18 protein-coding genes and 4 pseudogenes are annotated in these 25953 nt (G+C 56.5%); 15 read left to right on the top strand and 7 right to left on the bottom strand.

What is annotated here, in order from left to right:
* Window positions 1-80: 80 nt before the first annotated feature.
* Both glmS and AC0L7S_RS01505 read left to right on the top strand, forming a co-directional pair.
* Window positions 81-1908 (top strand): annotated as a pseudogene (glmS, locus tag AC0L7S_RS01510) (glutamine--fructose-6-phosphate transaminase (isomerizing)).
* Window positions 1909-1984: 76 nt separating this feature from the next.
* Window positions 1985-2734 (top strand): DUF502 domain-containing protein, encoded by a 750-nt coding sequence (locus AC0L7S_RS01505; RefSeq protein ID WP_473472758.1) that lies wholly within the window; start codon window positions 1985-1987, stop codon window positions 2732-2734.
* Here the strand turns inward: AC0L7S_RS01505 and recG are convergent.
* A pseudogene (gene recG, locus AC0L7S_RS01500) lies at window positions 2686-4793 on the bottom strand (ATP-dependent DNA helicase RecG). The gene AC0L7S_RS01505 and the pseudogene recG sit on opposite strands and share 49 nt — an antisense overlap.
* 98 nt (window positions 4794-4891) lie before the next feature.
* On the opposite strand from recG, the gene AC0L7S_RS01495 reads away from it, so the two are divergent.
* From AC0L7S_RS01495 to mfd, 3 genes and pseudogenes are all read left to right on the top strand, one after another.
* On the top strand, window positions 4892-5044 hold the full coding sequence (locus tag AC0L7S_RS01495) for a hypothetical protein (RefSeq protein ID WP_473472757.1): 153 nt from the start codon (window positions 4892-4894) through the stop codon (window positions 5042-5044).
* Between the two features lie 162 nt (window positions 5045-5206).
* Complete coding sequence (locus tag AC0L7S_RS01490; protein WP_473472756.1) at window positions 5207-5494, top strand: FAD assembly factor SdhE; 288 nt, start codon at window positions 5207-5209, stop codon at window positions 5492-5494.
* A gap of 10 nt (window positions 5495-5504) precedes the next feature.
* Window positions 5505-8992, top strand: a pseudogene (mfd, locus tag AC0L7S_RS01485) (transcription-repair coupling factor).
* A gap of 17 nt (window positions 8993-9009) precedes the next feature.
* On the opposite strand, the gene AC0L7S_RS01480 reads toward mfd, so the two are convergent.
* Complete coding sequence (locus AC0L7S_RS01480; protein ID WP_473472755.1) at window positions 9010-9690, bottom strand: DsbA family oxidoreductase; 681 nt, start codon at window positions 9688-9690, stop codon at window positions 9010-9012.
* 37 nt (window positions 9691-9727) lie between these two features.
* A complete protein-coding gene (locus AC0L7S_RS01475) occupies window positions 9728-11494 on the bottom strand; it encodes an extracellular solute-binding protein (RefSeq protein WP_473474133.1) in 1767 nt (588 codons plus the stop codon).
* A gap of 287 nt (window positions 11495-11781) precedes the next feature.
* Between AC0L7S_RS01475 and AC0L7S_RS01470 the strand changes: the two genes are divergently transcribed.
* Window positions 11782-12405, top strand: a complete 624-nt coding sequence (locus AC0L7S_RS01470) for an invasion associated locus B family protein (RefSeq protein WP_473472754.1) — start codon at window positions 11782-11784, stop codon at window positions 12403-12405.
* A gap of 269 nt (window positions 12406-12674) precedes the next feature.
* Here AC0L7S_RS01470 and rpsI read toward each other — a convergent pair.
* The 3 genes and pseudogenes from rpsI to AC0L7S_RS01455 form a co-directional block, all read right to left on the bottom strand.
* A pseudogene (gene rpsI / locus AC0L7S_RS01465) lies at window positions 12675-13150 on the bottom strand (30S ribosomal protein S9).
* Window positions 13150-13614, bottom strand: a complete 465-nt coding sequence (gene rplM / locus AC0L7S_RS01460; RefSeq protein ID WP_473472753.1) for a 50S ribosomal protein L13 — start codon at window positions 13612-13614, stop codon at window positions 13150-13152. The pseudogene rpsI and the gene rplM overlap by 1 nt, the downstream one beginning before the upstream one ends.
* Before the next feature lie 238 nt (window positions 13615-13852).
* Window positions 13853-14296: a PaaI family thioesterase gene (locus tag AC0L7S_RS01455; protein WP_473472752.1), complete on the bottom strand. Its 444-nt coding sequence runs from the start codon at window positions 14294-14296 to the stop codon at window positions 13853-13855.
* A 177-nt stretch (window positions 14297-14473) separates the two neighbouring features.
* Between AC0L7S_RS01455 and AC0L7S_RS01450 the strand changes: the two genes are divergently transcribed.
* The 5 genes from AC0L7S_RS01450 (at window position 14474) to AC0L7S_RS01430 (ending at window position 18098) form a co-directional block, all read left to right on the top strand.
* The gene (locus AC0L7S_RS01450) at window positions 14474-15295 is read left to right on the top strand and encodes an enoyl-CoA hydratase (protein ID WP_473472751.1); all 822 of its coding nucleotides are present in this window, start codon (window positions 14474-14476) and stop codon (window positions 15293-15295) included.
* Window positions 15295-15714 carry a VOC family protein gene (locus tag AC0L7S_RS01445; protein WP_473474132.1) on the top strand — a complete coding sequence of 140 codons (420 nt, stop codon included), beginning with the start codon at window positions 15295-15297 and terminating at the stop codon, window positions 15712-15714. Before AC0L7S_RS01450 ends, AC0L7S_RS01445 begins: the two co-directional genes overlap by 1 nt.
* A 59-nt stretch (window positions 15715-15773) precedes the next feature.
* Complete coding sequence (locus tag AC0L7S_RS01440; RefSeq protein ID WP_473472750.1) at window positions 15774-16295, top strand: CoA-binding protein; 522 nt, start codon at window positions 15774-15776, stop codon at window positions 16293-16295.
* 139 nt (window positions 16296-16434) lie between these two features.
* Window positions 16435-17760: an O-acetylhomoserine aminocarboxypropyltransferase gene (locus AC0L7S_RS01435; protein WP_473472749.1), complete on the top strand. Its 1326-nt coding sequence runs from the start codon at window positions 16435-16437 to the stop codon at window positions 17758-17760.
* Complete coding sequence (locus tag AC0L7S_RS01430) at window positions 17757-18098, top strand: cupin domain-containing protein (RefSeq protein WP_473472748.1); 342 nt, start codon at window positions 17757-17759, stop codon at window positions 18096-18098. Before AC0L7S_RS01435 ends, AC0L7S_RS01430 begins: the two co-directional genes overlap by 4 nt.
* 8 nt (window positions 18099-18106) lie before the next feature.
* Here the strand turns inward: AC0L7S_RS01430 and AC0L7S_RS01425 are convergent, their stop codons facing one another.
* A complete protein-coding gene (locus AC0L7S_RS01425; protein WP_473472747.1) occupies window positions 18107-19360 on the bottom strand; it encodes a cytochrome P450 in 1254 nt (417 codons plus the stop codon).
* A 430-nt stretch (window positions 19361-19790) separates the two neighbouring features.
* On the opposite strand from AC0L7S_RS01425, the gene AC0L7S_RS01420 reads away from it, so the two are divergent.
* The 4 genes from AC0L7S_RS01420 (at window position 19791) to lon (ending at window position 25926) form a co-directional block, all read left to right on the top strand.
* Entirely contained in the window at window positions 19791-20894 is a 1104-nt protein-coding gene (locus AC0L7S_RS01420) for an NAD(P)/FAD-dependent oxidoreductase (protein ID WP_473472746.1), read from the top strand.
* Between the two features lie 156 nt (window positions 20895-21050).
* A complete protein-coding gene (gene clpP / locus AC0L7S_RS01415; RefSeq protein WP_473472745.1) occupies window positions 21051-21680 on the top strand; it encodes an ATP-dependent Clp endopeptidase proteolytic subunit ClpP in 630 nt (209 codons plus the stop codon).
* A 295-nt stretch (window positions 21681-21975) separates the two neighbouring features.
* Complete coding sequence (gene clpX / locus AC0L7S_RS01410; protein ID WP_473472744.1) at window positions 21976-23250, top strand: ATP-dependent Clp protease ATP-binding subunit ClpX; 1275 nt, start codon at window positions 21976-21978, stop codon at window positions 23248-23250.
* Window positions 23251-23514: 264 nt separating this feature from the next.
* Window positions 23515-25926, top strand: coding sequence for an endopeptidase La (gene lon / locus AC0L7S_RS01405; protein WP_473472743.1), 2412 nt, complete (start codon window positions 23515-23517; stop codon window positions 25924-25926).
* Window positions 25927-25953 lie beyond the last annotated feature (27 nt).

Genomic DNA, 25953 nt, shown 5'->3' with positions numbered 1-25953 from the left:
AAAACGCAATTTGACTTTCACACCAGACCTGACCTTTCTAAAGTGAAGCCGGGTTCAGGCAGGATTAGGGGCAAGCGCATATGTGCGGCATTGTTGGAATTGTCAGTCACACGCCTGTGGCACCGCTCATCGTGGACGCTTTGAAGCGTCTTGAGTATCGCGGTTACGATCTCGGCAGGCGTTGCCACTATCGCGCATGGCGAACTGGCGCGCCGCCGGGCAGAAGGCAAACTGGTCAATCTGGAATCGCGCCTCAATGACGAGCCGCTCTCCGGCAATATCGGTATTGGGCACACACGCTGGGCGACGCACGGCATTCCTAACGAGACCAATGCACATCCGCATTTTTCCAACGACGTTGCAGTCGTACACAACGGCATCATCGAGAATTTCGCCGAATTGCGAGACGAATTGAGCGCCGACGGTTATAAATTCACTTCCCAGACCGACACGGAAGTCATTGCGCATCTGATCGCTCGCGAATTGGCGCACGGGTGCGCCCCGGTTGAGGCCGCGCACAAGGCGCTGAAGCACTTGCAGGGTGCTTTTGCGCTCGCCATCATGTTCAAGGGCGACGAAGATTTGATCGTCGGTGCCCGCAACGGCCCACCATTGGCGGTTGGTCACGGCGAAGACGAAATGTTCCTTGGCTCGGACGCAATTGCGCTTGCCCCGTTCACCAACTCCATCACCTATCTGGAAGATGGTGACTGGGTGGTGGTGCGCCGCAACGCCGTCGCCATCTTCGACATGGAAGGCAATGAGGTCGAACGCAAACGCCAGCAATCGCTGGGCACCAGCTACCTCGTCGATAAAGGCAATTATCGCCATTTCATGGAGAAGGAAATCCATGAGCAGCCGGAAGTCATCTCGCATACGCTGGCGCATTATCTGGATTTTGCCAAGGGCACCTCAAAGCGGCTCGACTTGCCTTTCGATTTCGCACGAACCGGGCGTCTGGCCATATCTGCCTGCGGTACGGCCTATCTATCGGGCCTGATCGGCAAATATTGGTTCGAGCGCTATGCCCGCCTGCCGGTCGATATCGATATCGCTTCGGAATTCCGCTACCGCGAAATGCCGCTATCGAAAGACGATGTGGCGCTGTTCATCTCGCAATCGGGGGAAACCGCCGACACATTGGCCTCGCTGCGCTATTGCCGCCAGGCTGGCATGAAGATCGGTGCCGTCGTCAATGTGCGCGAATCGACCATCGCGCGTGAGGCTGACGTGATATTGCCGACCCTTGCCGGGCCGGAAATCGGTGTCGCTTCAACCAAGGCGTTTACCTGCCAGCTCTCGGTTCTGGCATCGCTTGCGCTCAGGGCCGCTTCCGCCCGTGGCACGATTTCTGCGGATGAGGAAAAGACTTTGGTTCGCGCCTTGTCCGAGGCACCGCGCTACACAAATCAGGTACTGCAAAAGCTGGCCGATCAGATCGAGAAACTGGCCCGCGAACTCACCCGCTATGAACACGTTCTTTATCTTGGTCGCGACACAAACTTCCCGTTGGCAATGGAAGGGGCGCTAAAGCTCAAGGAAATCTCCTACATTCACGCGGAAGGCTACGCGGCGGGAGAACTGAAGCATGGGCCTATCGCGCTGATCGATGAGAAAATGCCGGTCATCGTTATCGCCCCACATGATCGCATCTTCGAAAAGACCGTTTCCAACATGCAGGAAGTTGCAGCCCGTGGCGGCAAGATCATTCTCATCACCGACAAGAAAGGTGCCGCGCAGGCGTCGGTCGATACGATGGAAACAATCATTTTGCCTGACGTGCCGGAAATCATTTCGCCCATCGTCTACGCTTTGCCGATCCAGATGCTGGCCTATTTCACCGCTGTATTCATGGGCACCGATGTTGACCAGCCGCGAAATCTCGCAAAATCAGTGACGGTGGAATAAGTAACCGGAAAAATGCGCTATTTCATTGCGACCAGTGCATCACTATTGTTGCATTGCAACCAAGCTGCGGTGAGTGATGTCTGAACTGCCCAAAACTTCCGGCATGACCCGGCTCAGGAACTACTTCCTGACCGGCTTCATTGTCTGCGCGCCGCTGGCAATTACCGCCTATATCGCATGGTCATTTATCGGCTGGGTCGATTCATGGGTAAAACCCTATATCCCCGCGCGCTACAGCCCCGACACCTACCTGTCATTCCCGATTCCCGGTTTCGGGCTGATTGTCGCGCTGGTGCTGATAACCTTGATTGGCTTTCTCACGGCCAACATCGTCGGGCGCGCCATTGTCAATTTCGGTGAGCGCCTGCTTGGACGCATGCCGCTGGTGCGGGGCATTTATCGCTCGCTCAAGCAGATATTCGAGACGGTATTGTCCAACAAGGGCGATATGTTCCGTTCGGTCGGCCTCGTTGAATATCCGCGTAAGGACGTCTGGTCGCTGGTGTTCATTTCCGGTGACAGGGAAACCGAGATCAATGAAAAACTCGATGCCAAGGACGACCCGCTGACAGCGGTGTTCATGCCTTGTACGCCCAATCCAACAACCGGCTTTTTGATGTATGTGCGCAAATCCGAGATTGTCATGCTCGATATGAGCATCGAGGAGGGTGCGCGCCTCATCGTTTCAGCCGGACTGGTCGCACCCGATATCAAAAAGAAACTGGTAAAAGCTGACGGCAAGCCAATTGTTGTCACCAATCCCGAATTTGGCGCGGTTCAGCCAGCACGCAGCAAACGCACAGCCTCGTCGCGCCCGAATAAATAAAGAAGAAGGCGCAGGGCTTCGCCGCGCGGTGTCTGCAATTCGGGGTCGCGTGACAGGATGAGGCGTGCATCATCGCGCGCCGCTTCCAGAAGATCGGCATGGGCGTCGATGCGCGCCACCTGGAAACCGGGAGTGCCGGATTGACGGGTTCCCAGAAGCTCGCCTTCGCCACGCAGTTTTAAATCTTCTTCAGCGATGAGAAAGCCATCCTCCGTCTCTCGCATCACGGAAAGCCGCCGCTTCGCCGTCTCGCCAAGTGGGTCCTTGTAGAGCAGCACGCAAGATGAGGGCTTGTCACCACGCCCGACACGGCCTCGCAACTGGTGCAACTGTGCAAGTCCGAAGCGTTCGGCATGTTCGATAACCATGATCGTGGCATCTGGAACATCGACGCCAACCTCGATAACGGTCGTCGCGACCAAAACACGCGTTTCGCCCTCCTTGAAGGCACGCATGGCCTCGTCTTTTTCCGCGCCTTTCATGCGGCCATGTACAAGGCCGATGCGATCTCCGAATACCGGCTTCAGAGAGGCAAAACGATCTTCGGCCGCCATCAGCTTGATCTCTTCGGATTCTTCAACCAGCGGACATATCCAGTAGATTTTCTGCCCATCGGCCACCGCATCGCTCATACGAGTGACCAGTTCATCAAGACGTTCAAGCGGCAGGGTGACAGTGCGAATAGGCTGCCGGCCAGCCGGTTTTTCAGTGAGTTTCGACACGTCCATGTCGCCAAAAGCGGTCAGTACCAGCGTGCGCGGGATGGGTGTTGCCGTCATTACCAGCATGTCGGGCGCATCGCCCTTGGCTGTAATGGCAAGACGTTGATGAACACCAAACCGGTGTTGTTCATCAATGACGGCAAAGACGAGATTATTATATCTTACTGTTTCTTGAAAAAGTGCATGGGTGCCCACCACGATGTCGATTGTTCCATCGGCAAGGCGCGCCAGAGTTTCGCTGCGATCGCGCTTTTTTTCACGCCCCGTCAAAATGGCGACGTTAAGGTCTGCCTTGGCCGCCAGCGGCGTGATCGTTGCAAGATGCTGGCGAGCAAGAATCTCGGTCGGTGCCATCAGGGCAGCCTGCCCACCGGCCTCGATGGCGCGCGCCATTGCCAGCAACGCAACCACCGTTTTGCCCGAGCCGACATCGCCTTGCAAAAGGCGCAGCATACGCTCCGGTTTGGCAAGATCAGACAGGATTTCACCAAGCGCCACTTCCTGCGAACCGGTCAGCCTGTAGGGCAAGGCAGAACGCAACCGTTCAACGATGCGCCCATCTCCTGTCACTGGCCGGCCAGAAAGCCGCCGCACTCGCGCTCGCACCAGTGCCAGCGAAAGTTGACCGGCCAGAAATTCGTCATAGGCAAGGCGGCGCCAAGCCGCACCTTCGACAGCCACGTCCAATGGGTCGGCGGGGTTATGAATGCGTTGCAGCGCCTCATCGAAAAGGGGGAAGGTGCGGCGTTGCAAAAACGCGCCGTCCTGCCATTCAGGCAGCTTTGGCACGCGCTCCAGCGCTTGGCCTATTGCGCGGCGCAGTACCTTTCCCGAAAGCCCGGCTGTCAGTGGATAGACCGGTTCGATCAGCGGCAGATTATGGGCCTCGGTGGCCAGTGCGATATGGTCGGGGTGCACCATGCTCGGCCGCCCGTTGAACCATTCCATACGGCCCGACACCACGATCTCTTCGCCTTCCGGCATGGCCTTTTCCAGATAGGTGGCATGGGCGTGAAAAATGTCAGGGTAATCTCGCCCGTCTCGTCATGCGCAAAGACCCGATAGGGCACGGATTTATTACCGCGTGGCGGAGGCTGGTGGCGGTCAACCCGCACGTCGAGTGTGACAATGGCCCCTTCTTGTGCCCCTGCAATGCCCGGCCTGCTGCGCCGGTCGATAACGGAGTTTGGCAGCACGAATACGAGGTCGCCCGCACGCGCTTCACGCTCACCAATATCCAAAGGCAGGATGCGTTCGATCAGCGTCGCCACCTTGGGGCCAACGCCTGCAAGCGAGGTGATGGGTGCAAACAGCGGATCGAGGAGGGAAGGGCGCATCAGTTCGGCTCGACGGCGAAAATTTGAAGGGTGGCGTCGGGTGTAGCTTTCACGTTCGCGATGTTAGGGTCAGGACCCATTAATCTGGTTGGAATGGTATGAGCAAATTTGTTCGGATACGAGGAGAAAGCCCGCAGGAAACCATCCTGTTTTCAAGGGCTTGCGACGCTGTAGGCGGGCAAATTGGCCATATCTGCCCGGACGGCGAAACGGCTGCGACCTGCGTCGTCGAACCGCTCGACCGGGGGTGAACCCCGCTCTTCGCGCTTCTCCTTGCTCCTAATTGCCGTTTCAGCCGCCATTCCAATCACATTAATGAGTCCTGACCCTAGAGCAACTTGCTTTTCACACAAGGCTGACACAAGGCGCTATCCACGCTATATCCGCGCCAATCGAAAAGGATTTTAAGAAACATGACCGGAATAACCAGATCGAGCGAGGGCCTCGAAGCTCGCCGCCGCAAGCTGCTGTTCCGTTCATGGCATCGCGGTATGCGCGAAATGGATCTCATTTTGGGCGCTTTTGCCGATGCTGAGATTGGCAACTTGACCAGTGACGAGATCGAGCAATATGAAAAGCTTCTGGATATTCCCGATGCCGATCTCCTGGCCTGGATCACCCTTGCACAGCCGATTCCCGATTCTGCAGCATCGCCGATCCTGAACAAGATACTAGCCGCGCGGCGCACAATGACATTCTGAACGTGATTTCATGAAACTCATCCCCACAATCGGCCTGCCGAAAAACGCGGCCGGTTCATTCATCATCGACGGCGTTGCCGATGGCTACGAGGCTTTTGCGATTGCGCAAACGGCTCATGAAATCACGCCCGACAAACCGCTGCTGTTTGTCGTTCGCGACGGCCAGCGCCTGCCCGCGATTGTCGAGGCTCTGGCCTTCGTTGCGCCCGGTCTGCCGGTGCTTGAAATGCCGGCATGGGATTGCTTGCCTTATGACCGTGTTTCACCCGGTTCCGAGGTTGCCGCACGCCGGCTTGATCTCGCTTAGCGCGCTCATTGAACTTGCAAGAAACCCACATCGCGCGGTTATCCTCACAACCGCCAACGCCTTGCTCCAGCGCATTCCTCCGGCAGAACTGCTCGAATCCCAAACATTGATGGCCAAGCCCGGCAATCAGATCGACATGAACAAGCTCGCTTCCAGGCTGGAGACGTCTGGTTTCGAGCGTGTTCCCACCGTTCGGGGCGTTGGCGAGTTTGCCGTACGCGGTGGCATTCTCGATCTTTATGCACCTGGTTGGGCGGAAGCACTTCGGCTCGACTTTTGGCGACACTCTGGAATCGATTCGCGCCTTCGATGTTGCCAGCCAGCGCACCACCGGCCAGCGCAACGCCATGGCGTTGCAGGCCATGAGTGAAGTTGCGCTGACGCCCGAAACCATCAGTCGCTTTCGCCGTTCCTATATCGAAGCGTTCGGTGCGCCATCCCCTGACGATGGTCTTTATACGGCCGTCAGTGAAGGACGTCGCTTTGCCGGTATGGAGCACTGGCTGCCGCTGTTTTACGAACGGCTGGAGACCGTATTCGACTATTTGCCGGATGTGCCTGTCGTGTTCGACCATCTTGCCCATGAGGCGCTGGCTGAGCGCTACGCGCTGATCCTCGACCATTACGAAGCACGCAAGGCACAGGCCGATGCCTCGTTGAAGGAAGCGGTGCCTTACAAGCCGGTACCGCCGGATTTGCTCTATCTTTCACCGGACGACCTGACGGCTTCTCTTGTCGAGCGCGAATCGATCGAATTCACGCCTTTTGCAGCGCCAGATGCCGGTGCGAGAAAACTTTTCCATGCAGGCGCGCGTTCGGGGCGCAGTTTTGCCGAGGAACGCGCCGACCCCAACGCCAATGTTTTCGATGTGGTGGTAAAGCACATTGGCGATGAGCGGGCAGCAAAGCGGCGCGTGGTCGTTGCCGGTTGGACCGAGGGTTCACTCGACCGGCTTGGCCAGATCCTTGCTGAACATAATCTTGGCAATCTGATAACGGTCGCGACACTTGCCGACATCGACAAGCTTTCTGGCGGACAGGCCGGTCTTGCCGTTCTGCCCCTTGAAGCCGGGTTCGAGACGGACCGACTGGTTGTCGTCGCCGAGCAGGACATTCTGGGTGATCGGCTTATCCGCCGGTCAAAGCGCAAGAAGAAGGCTTCCGATTTCATCGCCGAAGCCTCCTCACTGTCGTCTGGCGATATCGTGGTTCATGCCGATCACGGTATTGGCCGTTTCATCGGGTTGAAAACCATACAGGCGGCTGGCGCGCCGCATGATTGCCTTGAAATTCACTATGCAGGCGATGATCGGTTGTTCTTGCCGGTGGAAAACATCGAACTCTTGTCGCGTTACGGCTCGGACTCGGCAGAGGCACCTCTGGACAGGCTAGGCGGCGGAGCCTGGCAGGCGCGTAAAGCGCGCCTGAAGAAGCGGTTGCTCGACATGGCCGGGCAATTGATCCGCATCGCCGCAGAGAGGCAGATGCGTGCCGCCCCGACACTCGTCCCCGCTGACGGTCTTTATGGCGAGTTTGCGGCGCGCTTCCCCTATGAAGAAACCGAGGATCAGCAAACCGCCATCGACTCGGTAATCGACGATCTTTCCGCTGGCCGGCCGATGGATAGGTTGATCTGCGGCGATGTCGGTTTCGGCAAGACGGAAATCGCGCTGCGCGCGGCTTTTGTCGCTGCAATGGAAGGTTTTCAGGTCGCGATCGTTGTCCCCACAACGCTCCTGTCACGCCAGCATTTCAAGACTTTTTCGCAACGCTTTTCCGGTCTTCCGATTCGCATCCGCCAAGCTTCGCGCCTTGTCGGCGCCAAGGAACTGGCCGAGACCAAGAAGGGGGTAACTGACGGCACCGTCGATATCGTCGTTGGCACGCACGCGCTGCTTGGAACCTCGATTGCGTTCAAGAATCTGGGCCTGCTGATTATCGACGAGGAGCAGCATTTCGGCGTCAAGCACAAGGAGCGCCTCAAAGACCTCAAGAGCGACGTGCATGTGCTGACCTTGTCCGCCACGCCTATTCCGCGCACCCTCCAACTCGCCCTGACAGGGGTGCGCGAATTGTCACTTATCGCGACACCGCCGGTGGATCGCATGGCGGTGCGTACCTTCATTTCGCCCTTCGATCCGCTGGTCATACGCGAAACACTGCTGCGCGAACGCTATCGCGGCGGCCAATCATTCTATGTCGTTCCACGCATCAGCGATCTTGTCGAAGTGCAGAACTTCATGCGCGAATCCGTGCCGGAATTGAAAATCGCAGTTGCGCATGGGCAGATGCCGCCCGGCGAACTCGATGACATCATGACCGCCTTCTATGACGGCCAGTATGACGTTTTGCTGTCGACGACCATTGTCGAATCCGGCCTCGACGTTCCAACCGCCAATACACTGATCGTCCATCGCGCCGACATGTTCGGGCTGGCGCAGCTTTATCAGTTGCGCGGTCGCGTTGGCCGCTCGAAGGTGCGCGCCTACGCGCTGTTTATCCTGCCTGCCAGAAAGAAGCTTACCGATACCGCTGACCGGCGTTTGAAGGTGTTGCAGTCGCTGGATACGCTGGGTGCTGGGTTCCAGCTCGCCAGCCATGACCTCGATATTCGCGGCGCGGGCAATCTGCTTGGCGAGGAGCAGTCGGGCCATATCAAGGAAGTCGGATTTGAGCTTTACCAGCAGATGCTGGAAGAGGCGGTGGCCGAGGTCAAGGATTCGGGCGAGGTTCACGAGGGTGGCTGGTCACCGCAAATCTCCGTCGGTACGGCGGTGATGATCCCCGAAAGCTATGTTCCTGATTTGCAATTGCGGTTGGCGCTTTACAGGCGTCTTGGCGATTTGGATAACACGGAAGAAATCGACGCATTCGGTGCCGAACTGATCGACCGCTTCGGGCCGCTGCCGCAAGAGGTCGAGCATTTGCTGAAAATCGTTTTCATCAAGGCGCTCTGCCGCAAGGCCAATGTGGAAAAGCTCGACGCCGGGCCAAAGGGCGTCGTCGTCCAGTTCCGCAAGAAGGAGTTCTCAAATCCGGCGGCATTGGTGAATTTTATTGCGCAACAAGGTTCGCTTGCACGCATCAGACCGGATCAGAGCGTCGTGTTCATCCGCGATTGGCCCAATGCCGAAAAACGGCTTGGCGGATCGGCGCTCGTCATGACGCAACTGGCAAAACTTGCGGGGTAGGCCGCTGGGCGCTGAGCCTACTCAGCGTTTTCCAGTTCCCCGCGTGCCTTGGCAGCAGCAATTTGCCGGATGGCATCGGCGATGGTCTCGGCATCCTGCGCACCCATCACCGCATATTTGCCTTCAATGAGAAAACACGGAACCCCGGTAACACCCATGCGACTTGCCGTGGCAATCTCGCTTTGCACGGTCTCGACATCCGCATCGGTTGGCAGCAGCGCCTCGACAGTCGCCGTGTCCATGCCCGCATCGCCCGCAGCCTCAAGCAAAACCGCCGGGTCTCCAAGATTTGCGCCTTGCTCGAAATTGAGCTGGAATAGACGCCGCACAAGCCGGTTCTGGATATCTTCACCCATCGCACCGGCCCAGCGAATGACGCGGTGCGCATTCAGCGTGTTTGGTGCAATCTTGATGGCGTCGAAATCGAACGCAATGCCTTCATCCGTGCCAACGGACTCGATGCGTTCATGCATTTCTCGAATGCGCTCTTCGTCTCCGAATTTCCCAACCAGATAGTCACGGCGGCTCTTGCCCTCTGTGGGGATGGTCGCATCGAGCTGGAACGGCCGCCAGTTGATATGAACATCAACATCGCTTGCCGCCGCTACGGCCGTATCCAGTCGCTTTTGCCCGACATAGCACCACGGGCAAACAACGTCCGACACGACGTCGATGGAAATGGAAGCCGTCTCGCTCATGTCAATATCCTTTCGTGGAAACCGGATACTTAGGAATTCAGTTGGCTTTTCGCCACCATGTCGGCAACTGATAGCCATATAGTGACGTCTTTTTCGGATGGTCCAGATAATTCCAGTACGCGACCCATTGCTCGGTATTGTGCTGCATGGGAACCATGTAATTGCCGGAAATCAGCAACCGGTCGAGCACACGAACAGCGGCGACATAGTCGTCTTTCTCCCGCGCGTTCAGCATTGCATTGATGGCCGCGTCAATTGCCGGATCGGCCACACCGGCGAGATTGAACGATCCCTCGATATTGGCTGCCGACGAGCCCCAGCGTCCGATCTGCTCAATGCCGGGCGACAGCGAATTGTTGAAGCCGCTGGAGCCGATCAGCACTTCGAAGTCGAAACGCTGCTTTCTCGACTGGATCTGGTCGCCGTCAAGCGCGCGAATGCTCACCTGAATGCCAAGCTTCTCAAGCGTCCGCTGGTAAAGCGCCGCAAGCCTTTGTTCGCTTTGCGATGATGTCATGATCTCGAAACCGAATGGCTGGCCCTTCGGATCGAGCATCACGCCATCCTTGATCTGGTAGCCGCCACTTTTCAAAAGATCGAAGGCGGCGCGCAGCACTTTGCGATCCTGCCCGGAGCCATCGCTCACCGGCGGCCTCCATGTACCGTCCATCACATTTGGCGGCACGCGGCCGGGAAAGGGGGCCAGCATGGCTTTTTCCTTGGCGCTGGCGGGATGACCAAGCGCCGACAGATCAGAGCCCTGCCAGAAACTGGTCGTGCGGGTGAAATTGCCGCCAAACAGGTTCTTGTTGGCCCATTCGAAGTCATAAAGCATGCCGAGCGCACGCCGCACCAGAGGATTGGAGAATTTCTCCAGCCGCGTGTTGAACAGGAAACCGGTAACCACCGGAGGGATGCCACTCTTGAAGGTTTCGGCGACTACGCGCCCATCCTTGAAAGCCGGGAAATCCATATCACGCGCGCGTTTGACGGGGTCGCCCTCTGTATTGATGGCACAAAGCCCTTTCTTGAAAGCTTCCAGTTGCGCATTAGCGTTGAGGAAATACTCGATGGTGATCTGGTCGTAATTGTCGAAACCGCGTTTCGACGGGATGTCCTTGCCCCAATATGAACTATTGCGCTTGAACACGATGCGCTGGCCCGGCACCACTTGCGCTACCGTATAGGGGCCGCTGCCGATCAATGGTTTTAGCGTTGTCTTGTCGAATGTCTCTTTATCGAAAGCGTGCTTTGGCAGAATAGGCGTCATCGCGATGATGAGCGGAAATTCACGGTCGGCCTTGTCATTGAAAGTAAATTTCACGCTACGGTCGCCGGTTTTCTCCAGCTTGGCCACTTTTGCCATTCGGCTGCTGTAGGGCGGGCGCCCTTTCTCGGTGTAAACGTCATAGGTGAACAGTACGTCTTCCGGCGTCACCGGCTCGCCATCCGACCATTTTGCAGCGGGGTTCAGGTGGAATTCGATGGATTTTCGTTCTGGGCCCATGTCAACCGAATCGGCCAGCAGACCGTAGAGGCTGAAGGCCTCATTGGCGTTTCTCTGCATCAAGGGCTCGAAAACGAGATTGCCGAAGATTGTGTCCATCATGCCACGAGCCGTAGTGCGCAGGCTTTTGATGATGAACGGGTTGAGATTGTCGAATGTCCCAACGACGCAATATGTGATGTTGCCGCCTTTCGGCGCATCGGGGTTGGCGTAGGTAAAATGCGTGTAATCTGCCGGTAGCGCCGGTTCACCTTGCATGGAAATCGCATGTTTGGGTGCCGAAGCTGCCGGCTGCATCGATATGACAAGTAAGGATAGCGCGGCGGTCAGCCAGATATAACTGCGGCCCATGACCGTCTCCTGAAATCGGATATGATGATTCGATTGACACCGTAACATGAGGCGACGATCTTCGCGCCTCGCTGTGCGCCGAGCAAGAAATGCGTTGAATAGACTGGATTCGTTGGCGATGGCAGTGTAACACGCCCGCCAAAGCCATTCTGTTGCCGCATTTCAGCAACAGGTAGCGGGGCCATACGGTACGGGCAACGTGCCGCAGGCACAGTCGAGAGGAAGCGCACCATATGAAGAGCTTGAACTCCAACGCTTACCGCCTTTCGGTCATCGCCGCAGGCGTGGCCGGTTTCCTGGGAGCGGGCCTGCTGCAAGCTGCTGCCCAGCAAAATATTCCACAGGGCTGGTTCAAGGCCTGCACCAAGCAGGAAGATGTGGACATCTGCAATGTGCAGAATATCGTCACCGCCGGAAATGGTCAGCTCATCACGGGTGTCAGCCTCATCGACCTCAAGGGCAAGGTTAACCGCAAGGTGTTCCAGGTCACCGTTCCCACCGGTCGCTTGGTGCCCCCCGGCATCGGTTTGCAGGTGGATGGCGGCAAGGCGCAAAAGCTTGACTATGTGATCTGCTTTCCAGATCGTTGCGTGGCAGAAGTGCCCTTGACCGACCAGATCGTAACGTCGTTCAAGAAAGGTTCGGAATTGACTTTGACGTCGATCAATTTCCAGAATCAGCCGAACCCGATCAAAATCACCCTGCAAGGTTTCAGTGACGCATTCGATGGCGCGCCACTCCAGCAGTCCGATATCGAGGAACGTCAGAAAAAGTTGCAGGAATTCGTTACCAAGAACAATGAGGACTTCGCCAAGAAGCTCAAGGAAGAGCAGGACAAGGCGAAAGCCGGGAATTGATCTTACCCAAACCGAGAATCAAAAGCCCCGGCTCGTTCGGGGCTTTTTTGTAGGGGTGCTTTCCGGCCAGACCGGCTCGTCACTCGTCATCCGTTCGTCTTCGGAAACCCAACCAGCTTTGCTATGCCTTGCCCCGTTTGATCAAGCATCGAATTTAGGCGCGATACCGGCGGCGCAGGGATTGGAAAAATAGGCAACAAAATGGCCGCACGGTTGTCCGCACGGCCATTTTGTTGTGTTGCCTTCGACATACTGCCGAAAGAAAGAGTTTAGCGCTTTGAGAACTGGAAGCTGCGGCGAGCCTTGGCCTTACCGTACTTCTTGCGTTCAACGACGCGGCTGTCGCGGGTCAGGAAACCGCCTTTTTGAGGACGCCACGCAGCGTTGGCTCATAATAGGTCAGCGCCTTGGAAATGCCGTGACGCACCGCACCCGCCTGGCCGGAGAGACCACCACCGATAACCGTGGCGATCACATCGAACTGGCCAACGCGATTGGTTGCAACGATTGGCTGGTTGAGGATCATCTGTAGCACCGGGCGTGCGAAATATGTCGCAAACTCACGGCCATTGACGACGATCTTGCCGGAGCCGGGCTTCACCCAAACACGCGCAATGGCGTTCTTGCGCTTGCCGGTCGCATAAGCGCGTCCCAACTTGTCGAGTTTCTGGACATGAACCGGGGCAGCAGTCTCTTCAGCCTGTGCGACCGTGCCGAGTTCTGCGAGCGAGGAAAGCTCAGCCATTATGATGCCTTCTTGTTCTTGGCGTTCAGCGCGCCGACGTCGAGTATCTCGGGCTGCTGGGCGACGTGGGGATGTTCAGCGCCTGCATAGACGCGGAGGTTCTTCATCTGGCGGCGGCCAAGCGGGCCGCGCGGGATCATGCGTTCGACTGCCTTTTCCAGAACACGCTCGGGAAAACGGCCTTCGAGCAACTGGCGCGCGGTGCGCTCCTTGATGCCGCCGGGATGTCCGGTGTGCCAGTAATAGACCTTGTTGGTGTATTTCTTGCCGGTCAAAACCACCTTGTCGGCATTGATGATGATGACATTGTCGCCATCGTCGACATGGGGGGTGAATGTCGCTTTGTGTTTGCCGCGCAGGCGATTGGCGACGACAGTAGCAAGGCGACCGACGACGAGACCCTCGGCGTCAATCAGCAGCCACTTCTTCACCACGTCCGCAGGCTTCTGCGAAAAGGTTGTCATGGATATTTACTTTCAGTTTGGACCATGCCTGCCAAAATGAAGCAGGAAGGCGTTTCTTGTTGTTTTGATTGGTAGGCGTTTGCCACCAAAACAAAACGGCGACCTTTGTAGGCCGCTGTTTCGATGCTGCTTATAAGGAACGGGATACAGATCGTCAAGGTTCCAAAATACCCGCAATCTGCAATAATATAAGTAAAAACAATATGTTAGATATGTGGTAATATTTTACCGCATAAATTTAGCTCTTTGGCGGGATGGAATAGGTACCGCTCGCTTGGGCAACGCTTTGTCCGTCCGCGCCGACAATGTCGATATCGAAGACCATCAGGCTTTTGCCGAGCTTCAGAATGCGGCAGTGGCCATTGAGCGGGCCTGCCTCGGCTTTGCGCATGAAATTGATGGTGAGATTGGTCGTTACCGACAGAGCATCGGGGCCAGCATGTGTCAAAACGCAGACATAGCCGCCAATGTCGGCCAGCGTGAACAGGGAGGGTCCCGAAACGGTACCGCCAGGGCGCAAATGCCGAGCATCTGCATTCAGGCGAACCGTGCAGCCGCCGGTAAACACATCGACCGCTTCATAGGCGCGCCCACCTTCGTTGAGTTGCGGATAGGCACTCTGCATCAACGCATTGACCTGATCGGCGCTCAGGACTGGGTCGATGTTTGTCTGTGCAGGCATGTCAGGGTCCTCGAATATCGCGTGGTACGGTTGTGCCGTGTCTCGTTGTACAGGCACAAAGCCCTCGTTCACAATCTCCGTGTTCAACGGACGTCGTACTGGTTTTTGCCATTCCGATGTCGGATAAACGGACCGGCGCAGTGCAAGGAGTCCGGCGCAATGCAAGGAGTAATGACAATGGCCGATGTCGTCGCAATGAAACGCGAAGTAACTGATGATTTGGTTTTGGTCGAACGCAAAGGGGCAGTCTTGCGCTTGACGCTTTCCAACCCACCCGCCAATGCCCTGTCGCTGGCGGCGATGGAGGCCTTGCAAGGCGAGCTTGAAAATGCCCGGGACGACAAGGCCGTTCGCGTCATTGTCCTCGCTGCTGCCGGTAAACTGTTTTGCGCCGGTCACGATCTCAAGGAACTGACCGCGCATCGGGCAGACCCTGATCGCGGCAGGGCGTTTTTTGAAGAGACGTTCGATGCCTGTGCCGCACTCATGCAAGCTGTCGTCAACCATCCCAAGCCGATCATTGCCGAAATTGATGGCCTGGCAACTGCCGCCGGCCTGCAATTGGTAGCCAGTTGCGATTTGGCAGTCTGCACACACGAATCCACTTTTTGTACGCCCGGTGTTCACATCGGGCTCTTCTGCTCGACACCGATGGTGGCCTTGTCGCGAAACGCCTCGCGCAAACAGGCTATGGAGATGCTGCTGACAGGTGAAACGATCGACGCAGCAACCGCAAAAGAATTTGGCATCGTTAACCGCGCCGTCCCGAAGGAATACCTGAATCAGATAGTGATGAAATACGCCGAAACCATTGCTTCGAAATCGTCTTTGGCGCTCAAGACGGGCAAGGAAGCATTTTACCGGCAGGCCGAGATGGGGCTGTCCGAGGCCTATGAATACACCGGCCGTGTCATGGTGGAAAATATGATGGCCCGCGATGCCGAGGAGGGCATCGGCGCCTTCATCGGCAAGCGTAAGCCGGAATGGAAAGGGGAGTGATGGAACCACGCATTTCCATCATCACCATTGCTGTGGCAGATCTTGATCGTGCGGCAGCGTTTTACGAGGCGATGGGCCTTGAACGCCATCGTATCAAGGATGGGGTAGCGTTTTTCCAGATGGGCGGAGCAATTCTGGCTCTGTTTCCACGGGCCGAGGCTGAAAAGGATGCGGGCGTAAATTTGGCTGATGCGCCTTCAAGTGTCTATCTTGCCTATAATACCCGCTCCGAAGAAGAGGTGAGCGAGGTGCTCGCCGCTGCCGAACTCGCAGGTGGCCGCATAGTCAAACCAGCCCAGCGCGCATTCTGGGGCGGCTGGTACGGTTATTTCGCCGACATTGACGGTCATCTTTGGGAAATTGCCCACAATCCGGATTTCCCCATAGATGAGGATGGCCGTATTTCCCTGCCCGATTAATTGCCGTCGCGAATTCGTTCCATGAATAAATACAGGCACCAACCAACCGAAGTGGCTGCATGAATCACGATAGTTATGACAACGCCTACATCGCCGGCATTCTCAATTCGGTGAAAACCATCGCCATGGTCGGTGCTTCCGCCAACGAGATCAGGCCGAGCAATTTCGTGCTGAGATATCTACTTGGCAAGGGTTTTTCAGTCTTTCCGATCAATCCGGGATTTGCCGGAAAAGAAATGCTTGGCCGCATGACCTATGCGAAACTGTCTGAAGTTCCCGAACCGATCGACATGGTCGACATTTTCCGCGCCTCGAACGCTGTGCCGGCCATTGTTGATGAGATTTTGACCCTGACACCGCTGCCTAGGGTAATCTGGATGCAGCTTACCGTTCGTCACGATGAAGCCGCTGCAAAAGCCGAAGCCGCCGGCATAAAAGTGGTCATGAATCGCTGTCCCAAGATCGAATATGGCCGACTTTCCGGCGAAATTGGCTGGAACGGAGTCAATTCCGGCGTGATTTCATCCAAAAAACCGATAATGCGCGCCGGTTTTCAGAGTTTTGGCATCAGGCGGACCTGACCCCTTTTGCTCTTTGGGCAGCGTTGCCGCGCAGCGCGTAGAATTATTTTCTCAAAAATAGTCGAACGCCAGAAGCTTTGTACCAAAGCTCCCGGTGCAGAGGCATTTTACGCTTTGCATTTGCCGCAATGCTTCGCCAATGATAGCAACCGATTTCCAATCTGGCTCTTCTGGAGGAATAAAATGTCGCAGACCCCCCGGCTTCAACACACTTGCTGTTCACGCGGGGGCAAAGCCCGACCCGGCTACCGGTGCTCGCGCGACTCCGATCTATCAGACCACCTCATTCGTATTTGAAAACGCCGACCATGCTGCCTCGCTGTTTGGCCTCAAGGCGTTCGGCAACATCTATACCCGCATCATGAACCCCACTCAGGCGGTGCTGGAGGAGCGCGTTGCGGCTCTCGAGGGCGGAACGGCGGCCCTTGCCACAGCGTCGGGCCAATCCGCGCATCTTCTCGTTTTCCATACGCTGTTGGCCGCAGGCGAGAATTTCGTTGCCGCCCGGAAGCTCTATGGCGGAACGATCAACCAGTTCGGCCATGCATTCCAGAGTTTTGGCTGGGAAGTCCGCTGGGCCGATGTCGATGATCCGGCCAGTTTTGAAAAGCTGATCGATGAAAAAACCAAGGCCATTCATATCGAAAGCCTTGCCAATCCCGGTGGCGAATTTGTCGATATCAAGAAGATTGCCGAGATAGCCCACAAACATGGCCTGCCTCTCGTCGTCGATAATACGCTGGCATCGCCCTATCTCGTGCGCCCGTTCGAGTATGGGGCTGATATTGTGGTGCACGCACTGACCAAATTCATTGGCGGCCACGGAAATTCGATTGGCGGCATCATCGTTGACGGCGGTACCTTCGATTGGTCGAAGTCCGGCAAATATCCGATGTTGTCGCAACCGCGCCCTGAATATAACGGCATGGTCCTGCATGAGACATTTGGAAATTTCGCCTTTGCCATCGCTGCCCGTGTGCTTGGTTTGCGTGATCTTGGCCCGGCAATTTCGCCGTTTAACGCGTTCCAGATCTTGACCGGTCTGGAAACCTTGCCGCTGCGTATGCAGCGCCATTGCGACAATGCGCTGGCGGTTGCAGAATGGCTGTCCAAACATCCCAAGATTTCCTGGGTGTCTTATCCGGGCCTTGCGGGCGACAAGAACAACGCACTTCACAAGGAATATTCGCCAAAAGGCGCTGGTGCGGTCTTCACCTTCGGCCTCAAGGACGGCTATGACGCGGGCATCAAGTTCGTCGAAGGGTTGGAACTGTTTTCCCACCTTGCAAACATTGGCGATACGAAGTCGCTGGTCATCCACCCGGCTTCGACAACCCATCGTCAATTGTCCGACGAGCAGCGTGTCGCGGCAGGTGCGGGACCGGAAGTGGTTCGCCTTTCAGTCGGCATTGAAGACGTCAAGGACATCATCGCCGATCTTGAACAGGCACTGGCCAAGGCGTGAACTTCGCGCCAATAGATATCGCAGCCGTCGCGCCCGAGAATGGCGCGCCGGCTCCTGATCGGCTTATTTCAGGCGACCCGAAATTCACGAGCTGGAATGTCGAGGAGCGTGACGGGGGCCTTTATGCCGGCATATGGCAGGCAACGCCCGGCAAATGGCGCATCGAATATGACGAGTGGGAGTTTTGCCACATCCTTTCCGGCACCTCGATCATCGCCGAGGATGGCGGCGAGGCGCGCACCGTCAAGGCAGGAGACAGTTTTGTGTTGAGACCCGGCTTCAAGGGAAGCTGGGAAGTGCTTGAAACGACTCGCAAGGAATACGTCATCAAGCTGTGAAGCGTCGTTCACGCTTCGACGTAAAGCGCCTCCAGCCCATGAAAATGGAAACTGTCGCGAAACTGCGGGCGGTCTTTCAGTTTCAAATGCGCAATGCGCTCGAACAATGTCATCAGCGACACTTGCAATTCGAGCCGCGCTAACGGCGCGCCGACGCAAAAATGAATGCCGGCACCGAATGTCACATTCTTCTGGTCGGGCCGTCCGGGCGTAAAAGCCTGCGGATTGGCAAATGCTTCCGGGTCATGATTGGCCATGCCAAGCAGGAGCCCGACGAGTTCACCCGGACGTATACAGATGCCCGGCGCAATCTCGATCTCCTCATAGGCGTAGCGCGTGAACATGTGCAGCGGCGCATCAATGCGCAGGCACTCTTCGACGGTTGTGGCAGTCGCCTCTGGCGATCCGAAAAATCGGCGCGGATCGCCGCCTTGAGCGAGGATGCACCTTACCGCATTGCCTGTCTGGTGGACGGTTGCTTCATGTCCGGCATTGAGAAGAAGTATGACAGACGACACCAACTCGTCTTCGCTCAATTTCTGACCTTCATCGCGCGCTGCAATCAACAGTGACAGGAGGTCGTCGCCCGGATTTCTGCGCCGTTTGGCAATGTAGCTTCGCAGGAAACTGGAAAAGTCGAGTGCGGCGCGGTTGGCGCTCTCCTCGGTTTCACGCGTGCGTCCATGCATATACATGGCCACCATCTGGTGCGACCAGTCGAGCAGTTGTGGCCCCATTTCGACAGGCACGCCAAGCATTTCGGCAATGATGGTGATGGGAAGTGGCGCTGCATAGTTGCTCAACAAGTCCACGGGTGTGCCGGGTGGAAACCCGTCGATCAAATGGTTGGCAAGCGCCTCGATGCGCGGACGCAGCCGTTCAACCTGGCGAGACACGAAGGCGCGATTGACCAATGTTCTGAGACGCGTATGCACCGGTGGTTCCAGTTCGAGCAGGGATCTGGCCTCGATAGTATCGAACGCCGCCAGATGCGTGCGGTCATTGCTGGTTGCGCGCGTATCAGGTACGCCGCCGGGGTTTTGGCGGCCGAAACGGCGGTCGCGGAGCAGGCGGCTGACGTCGTCATAGCTGCCAAAGCACCAGAAACCGTACTCTTCCCAGAAAAATGCCGGGCTGACCGCGTGCAGCCAGGCATAGGCCTCATAGGGGTTTTGAACGAAAGCCGGTTCATGCGGATCGAGCCGCATATGGCGCGTATCGGTATCAAAATGGAGATAGGGCGGCGGTGACGTCTGGCTCATGCTAGGGTCAGGACTCATTAATGTGATTGAAATGGCGGCTGAAACGGCAATGAGAAGCAAGGAGAAGCGCGAAGAGCGGGGTCCACCCCCGATCGAGCGGTTCGACGACGCAGGTCGCAGCCGTTTCGCCGTCCGCAAGGATATGGTCAATTTGCCCGCCTACAGCGTCGCAAGCCCTTGAAAACCGGATGGTTTCCTGCGGGCTTTCTCCTCGTATCCGAACAAATTTGCTCATACCAGTCCAACCAGATTAATGAGTCCTGACCCTAGATCAATAGAACACGGCCAGCCAAAGTGAAATCCGCTTTTGCGCCCGCTTCCATTTCAAACTATGGAGTCTGGAGCTCTTTGAAATTCGTCAGCCGACGAATACGCAGCCGACACTGGGAAATTCGGGCTTCGATCAATTGCCGTGGAAAGGCGTGTGCCGATGAACATTATTGTGGTGGGTGCCGGAATTGCCGGTCTTTCGACGGCCTGGTCGCTGGTCAAGGAAGGCCATAGCGTGAGCATCGTCGAACAGGGGCCGATCCCCAATCCATTGGCGGCGTCTGGCGACCACCATCGCATCATTCGCCGCGCTTACCGGGCTGGTACAGGCTACGGCCAGTTGATCAGTGAGGCTTACGAGGCATGGGATGAACTCTGGGCTGATCTCGGTGAAAACCATCTCGACGCGCGCGGTTTTCTGTGTGTTTCGCGTGAAGTGGGCGACGAAGCCGAGGAATATCGTGAAGGCATGGAGGAGGGTGGCTACCCCTTCGATCTATATGAACCTGCGGAGGCCGTTGCCCGCTGGCCATTTCTGCAGGCGGGAACTTTTCGTTACGCCTATTTCTCGCCCGATGGCGGCGCGCTGCACTGCCGCAAGATAGCTGCCGGAATTGCCGGCTGGCTGCGCTCCAATGGCGCCAATGTCTTCGAGCACAGCAAGGTTGTGGCCGTTGATTCGGCTGAGGGCGTGGTGACACTGGCCAGCGGCGAGACCATGCAGGCAGACAAGATCGTCATCACGGCAGGAGCATGGGTTCTCAAGCTTTTCCCCGAACTTGGCACCAGATTGAAAACCTACCGAACCGCGATGGCTTATGTCGAGCCGCCGGCCGATCTCAAGACAACGTGGGACGCTGCCCCCGTCATTCTTGATGTTGGTGGCCAAACCGACGGCTACATGATCCCGCCGACACGTGGAACAGGCATGAAATTCGGCTCGGGTCTGCACAGGGTGGAAACCAGCGATGCCGACTGGAATCGGCAACCGGTGGAAGGCGAAGGCGAGGCCATTCGCAATCTGTTTTCGCCGCCAATTGCCCGGATCGAGGAATACGTCATTACCGAAGTTGTGACCTGTGCCTACACATTTACACAGGACGAGAAATTTCTGGCCCACGAAAAAGACAAATGCCTGATTGTCTCGGCCTGCTCCGGCCACGGTTACAAATTTGGCGCGGCCGTGGGGCGCCGTGTTGCCGGCGCGCTTGGCAGTGGCGAATTTGATGAACTGAAGCGCTGGCTACGTGCCGAAATCGTCTGATTGCTCACACGACCTTCGTTAACAGGCAACCTTAACCACGCACGGTGCAGGGTTGGTCTTGCACAACGGTAAGTGGGCGTCCTATTTACAGGGATCAATTCTGAACGATTCTGCCTTTTGGGGCACCACAATTCCACCTGAAGTAAGGGACAGTCGATGAAGAACCCCGTCGAAACCTACATGAACCTCGTCCCAATGGTGGTCGAGCAAACCAACCGCGGCGAGCGGTCCTACGACATTTTCTCGCGCCTTTTGAAAGAACGAATCATCTTCATTACCGGGCCGGTGGAAGATGCCATGGCCACGCTGGTGTGCGCGCAACTTCTCTTCCTTGAAGCGGAGAACCCGAAAAAGGAAATCAACCTCTACATCAATTCGCCTGGCGGCGTGGTCACGTCCGGCATGGCCATCTACGACACCATGCAGTTCATCAAGCCAGCCGTCTCGACGCTGTGCATCGGCCAGGCCGCCTCAATGGGTTCGCTGCTTTTGACCGCGGGCCACAAGGATATGCGTTTTGCCACGCCGAATGCGCGCATCATGGTCCACCAGCCTTCCGGCGGCTTCCAGGGGCAGGCATCGGACATCGAGCGCCATGCCCAGGATATCATCAAGCTGAAGCGCCGGCTGAACGAGGTTTACGTCAAGCACACCGGAAAGAAGTACGAAGAGATCGAAAAGACGCTGGATCGCGACCATTTCATGACCGCCGATGAAGCGAAGGATTTCGGCCTGATCGACAAGGTTATTTCGTCGCGAGAAGCGGTCGAAGAGGTCAAGGAATAAGGGCTGTCGCCACTGAAGACGTGTGCTATGACGCGTTTTTGATGATTTTGCGGCATTTCAGCCACAATTGCCTGTTCCCACAGCGTGCTCGATTGCCTACGTTAAGGCTATATTGAGTTTCGGCGGCTTAGCTTTGTACGGGGCTCCGGCAGTCATTGCCACGTTTTCCGATATATGTTTCATCTGGAACAGATGACGGGAAATCAAGGCACTGGCAACGTGGGAAACCCGCGATAGATTGTATGTGGGCCTTGTCTGCCAGACCACTGGCGGGCGACCATGAAAGGACTGGAAGATGAGCAAGGTCAGCAACGGCGGCGGTGATTCCAAGAATACGCTCTATTGCTCGTTCTGCGGCAAGAGCCAGCATGAAGTGCGCAAACTGATCGCCGGACCTACGGTTTTCATCTGCGATGAGTGCGTCGAACTGTGCATGGACATCATCCGCGAGGAGAACAAGACCTCGATGGTGAAGTCGCGCGAGGGCGTGCCCACGCCGCAGGAAATTCTTCAGGTTCTTGATGATTACGTCATTGGCCAGCCCTACGCCAAGCGCGTGCTCTCGGTTGCCGTTCACAATCATTACAAGCGTTTGGCCCATGCCTCGAAAAGCGCCGATGTCGAACTGGCGAAGTCGAATATTCTTCTGATCGGCCCGACCGGCTGCGGCAAGACGCTGCTTGCCCAGACGCTTGCGCGCATCATCGACGTGCCTTTTACGATGGCCGACGCCACGACGCTGACGGAAGCCGGTTACGTTGGCGAGGATGTCGAAAATATCATTCTCAAGCTGTTGCAATCGGCCGACTATAATGTCGAGCGGGCGCAACGCGGCATCGTCTATATCGACGAGATCGACAAGATTTCACGCAAGTCCGACAATCCTTCGATCACGCGAGACGTGTCGGGCGAGGGCGTGCAGCAGGCGTTGCTCAAGATCATGGAAGGCACCGTGGCTTCCGTTCCGCCGCAGGGCGGCAGGAAACATCCGCAGCAGGAGTTTTTGCAGGTCGATACCGCCAACATCCTGTTCATTTGCGGCGGCGCTTTCGCCGGTCTAGACAAGATCATCTCGGATCGCGGCAGAAAAACCTCCATTGGCTTTGGCGCCACGGTTTCTTCACCGGAAGATCGTCGCTCCGGTGAAGTCTTCCGTCTGGTTGAGCCGGAGGATTTGTTGAAATTCGGCCTGATACCCGAGTTCGTCGGACGACTGCCCGTCCTCGCGACGCTGGAGGATCTGGACGAGCCTGCGTTGATCCAGATTTTGACCGAGCCCAAGAATGCGCTTGTAAAGCAGTATCAACGCCTGTTCGAGATGGAGAGTGTCGATCTGACCTTCCACGAAAATGCATTGTCGGCGATCGCCAAGCGCGCCATCGAGCGTAAAACCGGCGCACGTGGCCTGCGTTCCATCATGGAAGCTATTTTGCTCGATACCATGTTCGAATTGCCGGCGCTGGAGGGCGTGCGTGAAGTGGTCATCTCCGAAGAGGTGGTGTCCGGCGGTGCGCGACCGCTCTATATCTATTCCGATGAGAAGGAAAAGAAGGGCAATGTCAGCGCCTGACATGGCCTGGATCGAATGTAGAAGCGGCGCTGCAAGGCGCCGTTTCGCTTTTCTTTGCTCGGTATGGAATACAATAGATCGACGGTGTGACTGCATTGGACCTTGATCTTTCGACGATGTGTATCCAACTAACTGTGGAAGCCCGTAGGGCCACGTTCTGTGCTGTAAATATCCGGCAATAATCGGTGGTAGGCGGAACGACCCCGGGTCGTTAATATGAGATTCGCAATTGGCTGAGAGCGGTTGCGATGGAAAGGTTTGAGAATGGCCAAAATAGCCCGATCTTCCGATGACGGCGTCTACGCAGTCCTCCCCTTGCGCGACATAGTCGTGTTCCCGCACATGATTGTGCCGCTTTTTGTCGGTCGCGAAAAATCAATCAAGGCGCTTGAAGAAGTCATGGGCCAGGAAAAGCAGATTCTACTGGCCACCCAGATGAACGCTGCAGACGACGATCCCGAATCCAGCGCGATCTATGATGTCGGCACGCTTGCCAACGTACTTCAATTGCTGAAATTGCCGGACGGCACCGTCAAGGTGCTGGTCGAAGGCACATCGCGCGCGAACATAACAGCGTTCACCGAACGTGACGACTTCCACGAGGCGCATGCAACTGTACTTCTTGAGCCGGAAGATGAAGAGGTGGAGATGGAAGCGCTTGCGCGTTCTGTCGTCACGGACTTTGAAAATTACGTCAAGCTGAACAAGAAAATCTCGCCCGAAGTGGTTGGTGCTGCCAGCCAGATCGACGACTATTCGAAGCTTGCTGATACGGTGGCCTCGCATCTTGCGATCAAGATCCCCGAAAAGCAGGAAATGCTTGCAACGCTTTCCGTCAAATCTCGCCTTGAGCGGGCGATGGGTTTCATGGAAGCCGAGATTTCTGTGCTGCAGGTGGAAAAACGCATCCGCTCGCGCGTCAAGCGCCAGATGGAGAAGACGCAGCGCGAATACTATCTCAACGAGCAGATGAAGGCGATCCAGAAGGAGCTTGGCGAAGGCGAGGATGGGCGCGATGAGTCCGCCGAAATAGAGGCACGCATCAAGAAGACGAAGCTGACCAAGGAAGCCCGCGAAAAAGCGGAAGCCGAGTTGAAAAAGCTGCGCACCATGTCGCCAATGTCAGCGGAAGCGACCGTCGTACGCAACTATCTCGACTGGATCCTGTCGATCCCGTGGGGCCGAAATTCCAAGGTCAAGCAGGATCTGGGCTTCGCGCAGGATGTGCTCGACGCTGACCATTACGGGCTCGACAAGGTCAAGGATCGCATTGTTGAATATCTTGCCGTCCAAAGCCGTCAGAAGAAGTTGAAAGGGCCTATTCTGTGCCTCGTTGGGCCTCCCGGCGTCGGTAAGACCTCGCTTGGCAAGTCGATTGCCAGGGCGACGGGGCGCGAGTTCATTCGCATGGCGCTTGGCGGTGTGCGCGATGAGGCCGAGATACGCGGTCATAGGCGCACTTATATCGGCTCGATGCCCGGCAAGGTCATCCAGTCGATGAAGAAGGCGAAGAAGTCCAATCCACTCTTCCTGCTCGATGAGATCGACAAGATGGGGCAGGACTTCCGCGGCGATCCGTCCTCGGCTTTGCTTGAAGTGCTCGACCCGGAACAGAATTCGACGTTCATGGACCACTACCTCGAGGTTGAGTATGACCTGTCGAGCGTGATGTTCGTGACAACGGCGAATACGCTCAACATTCCTGGTCCTTTGATGGATCGCATGGAGATCATTCGTATCGCCGGTTACACGGAGGACGAAAAGATCGAGATTGCCAAAAGGCACCTGATGCCAAAGGTGGTCCGCGATCATGCGCTGCAGCCGAAAGAGTTTTCCGTCGACGAGAGCGCCATTCGTGCGATCGTCCAGACCTATACGCGTGAGGCAGGTGTTCGCAGCCTCGAACGTGAACTCATGAAGCTTGGCCGCAAAGCTGTGACCGAGATTTTGAAGACCAAGAAGAAGTCGGTGAAAATCACAGCCGAGAATCTGTCTGATTATCTTGGCGTGCAGCGCTATCGCTTCGGTCAGGTCGAGACGGACGACCAGGTCGGCGTTGTGACCGGTCTGGCGTGGACTGAAGTCGGCGGTGAACTTCTGACGATTGAAGGTGTCATGATGCCCGGCAAGGGTCGAATGACGGTTACCGGCAATCTCAAGGATGTCATGAAGGAATCGATTTCCGCAGCAGCATCTTACGTCCGCTCTCGCGCCATCGATTTCGGTGTTGAACCTCCATTGTTCGACAAGCGCGACATCCACGTCCATGTGCCGGAAGGTGCCACGCCAAAGGACGGTCCATCGGCGGGCGTTGGAATGGCAACAGCCATTGTTTCGATCCTGACAGGCATTCCCGTCAGGGCGGATGTGGCAATGACTGGCGAGATAACCTTGCGGGGCAGGGTGCTGCCTATTGGCGGTCTCAAGGAAAAACTGCTCGCGGCACTTCGCGGCGGCATCAAGACCGTGTTGATCCCGGAAGACAATGCCAAGGATCTGGTGGAGATACCTGACAACGTCAAGAATGGGATGGAAATCATCCCAGTGGCAAGGGTCGGTGAGGTTTTGAAACACGCGCTTGTGCGGATGCCGGAGCCAATCGAATGGGTTGAACCGATCAATCCACCCGCGCCAGATGACGCGGCAGACGAGACCGGAAAGAGCCTTGCACATTAGTTAATTCTAATGTTGCATTGCACCAAT

This window comes from Mesorhizobium sp. G2-6-1, assembly GCF_055809095.1.
Note: the sequence above shows the minus strand (reverse complement) of the source record. Positions and strands in the feature narration are given on the sequence as shown.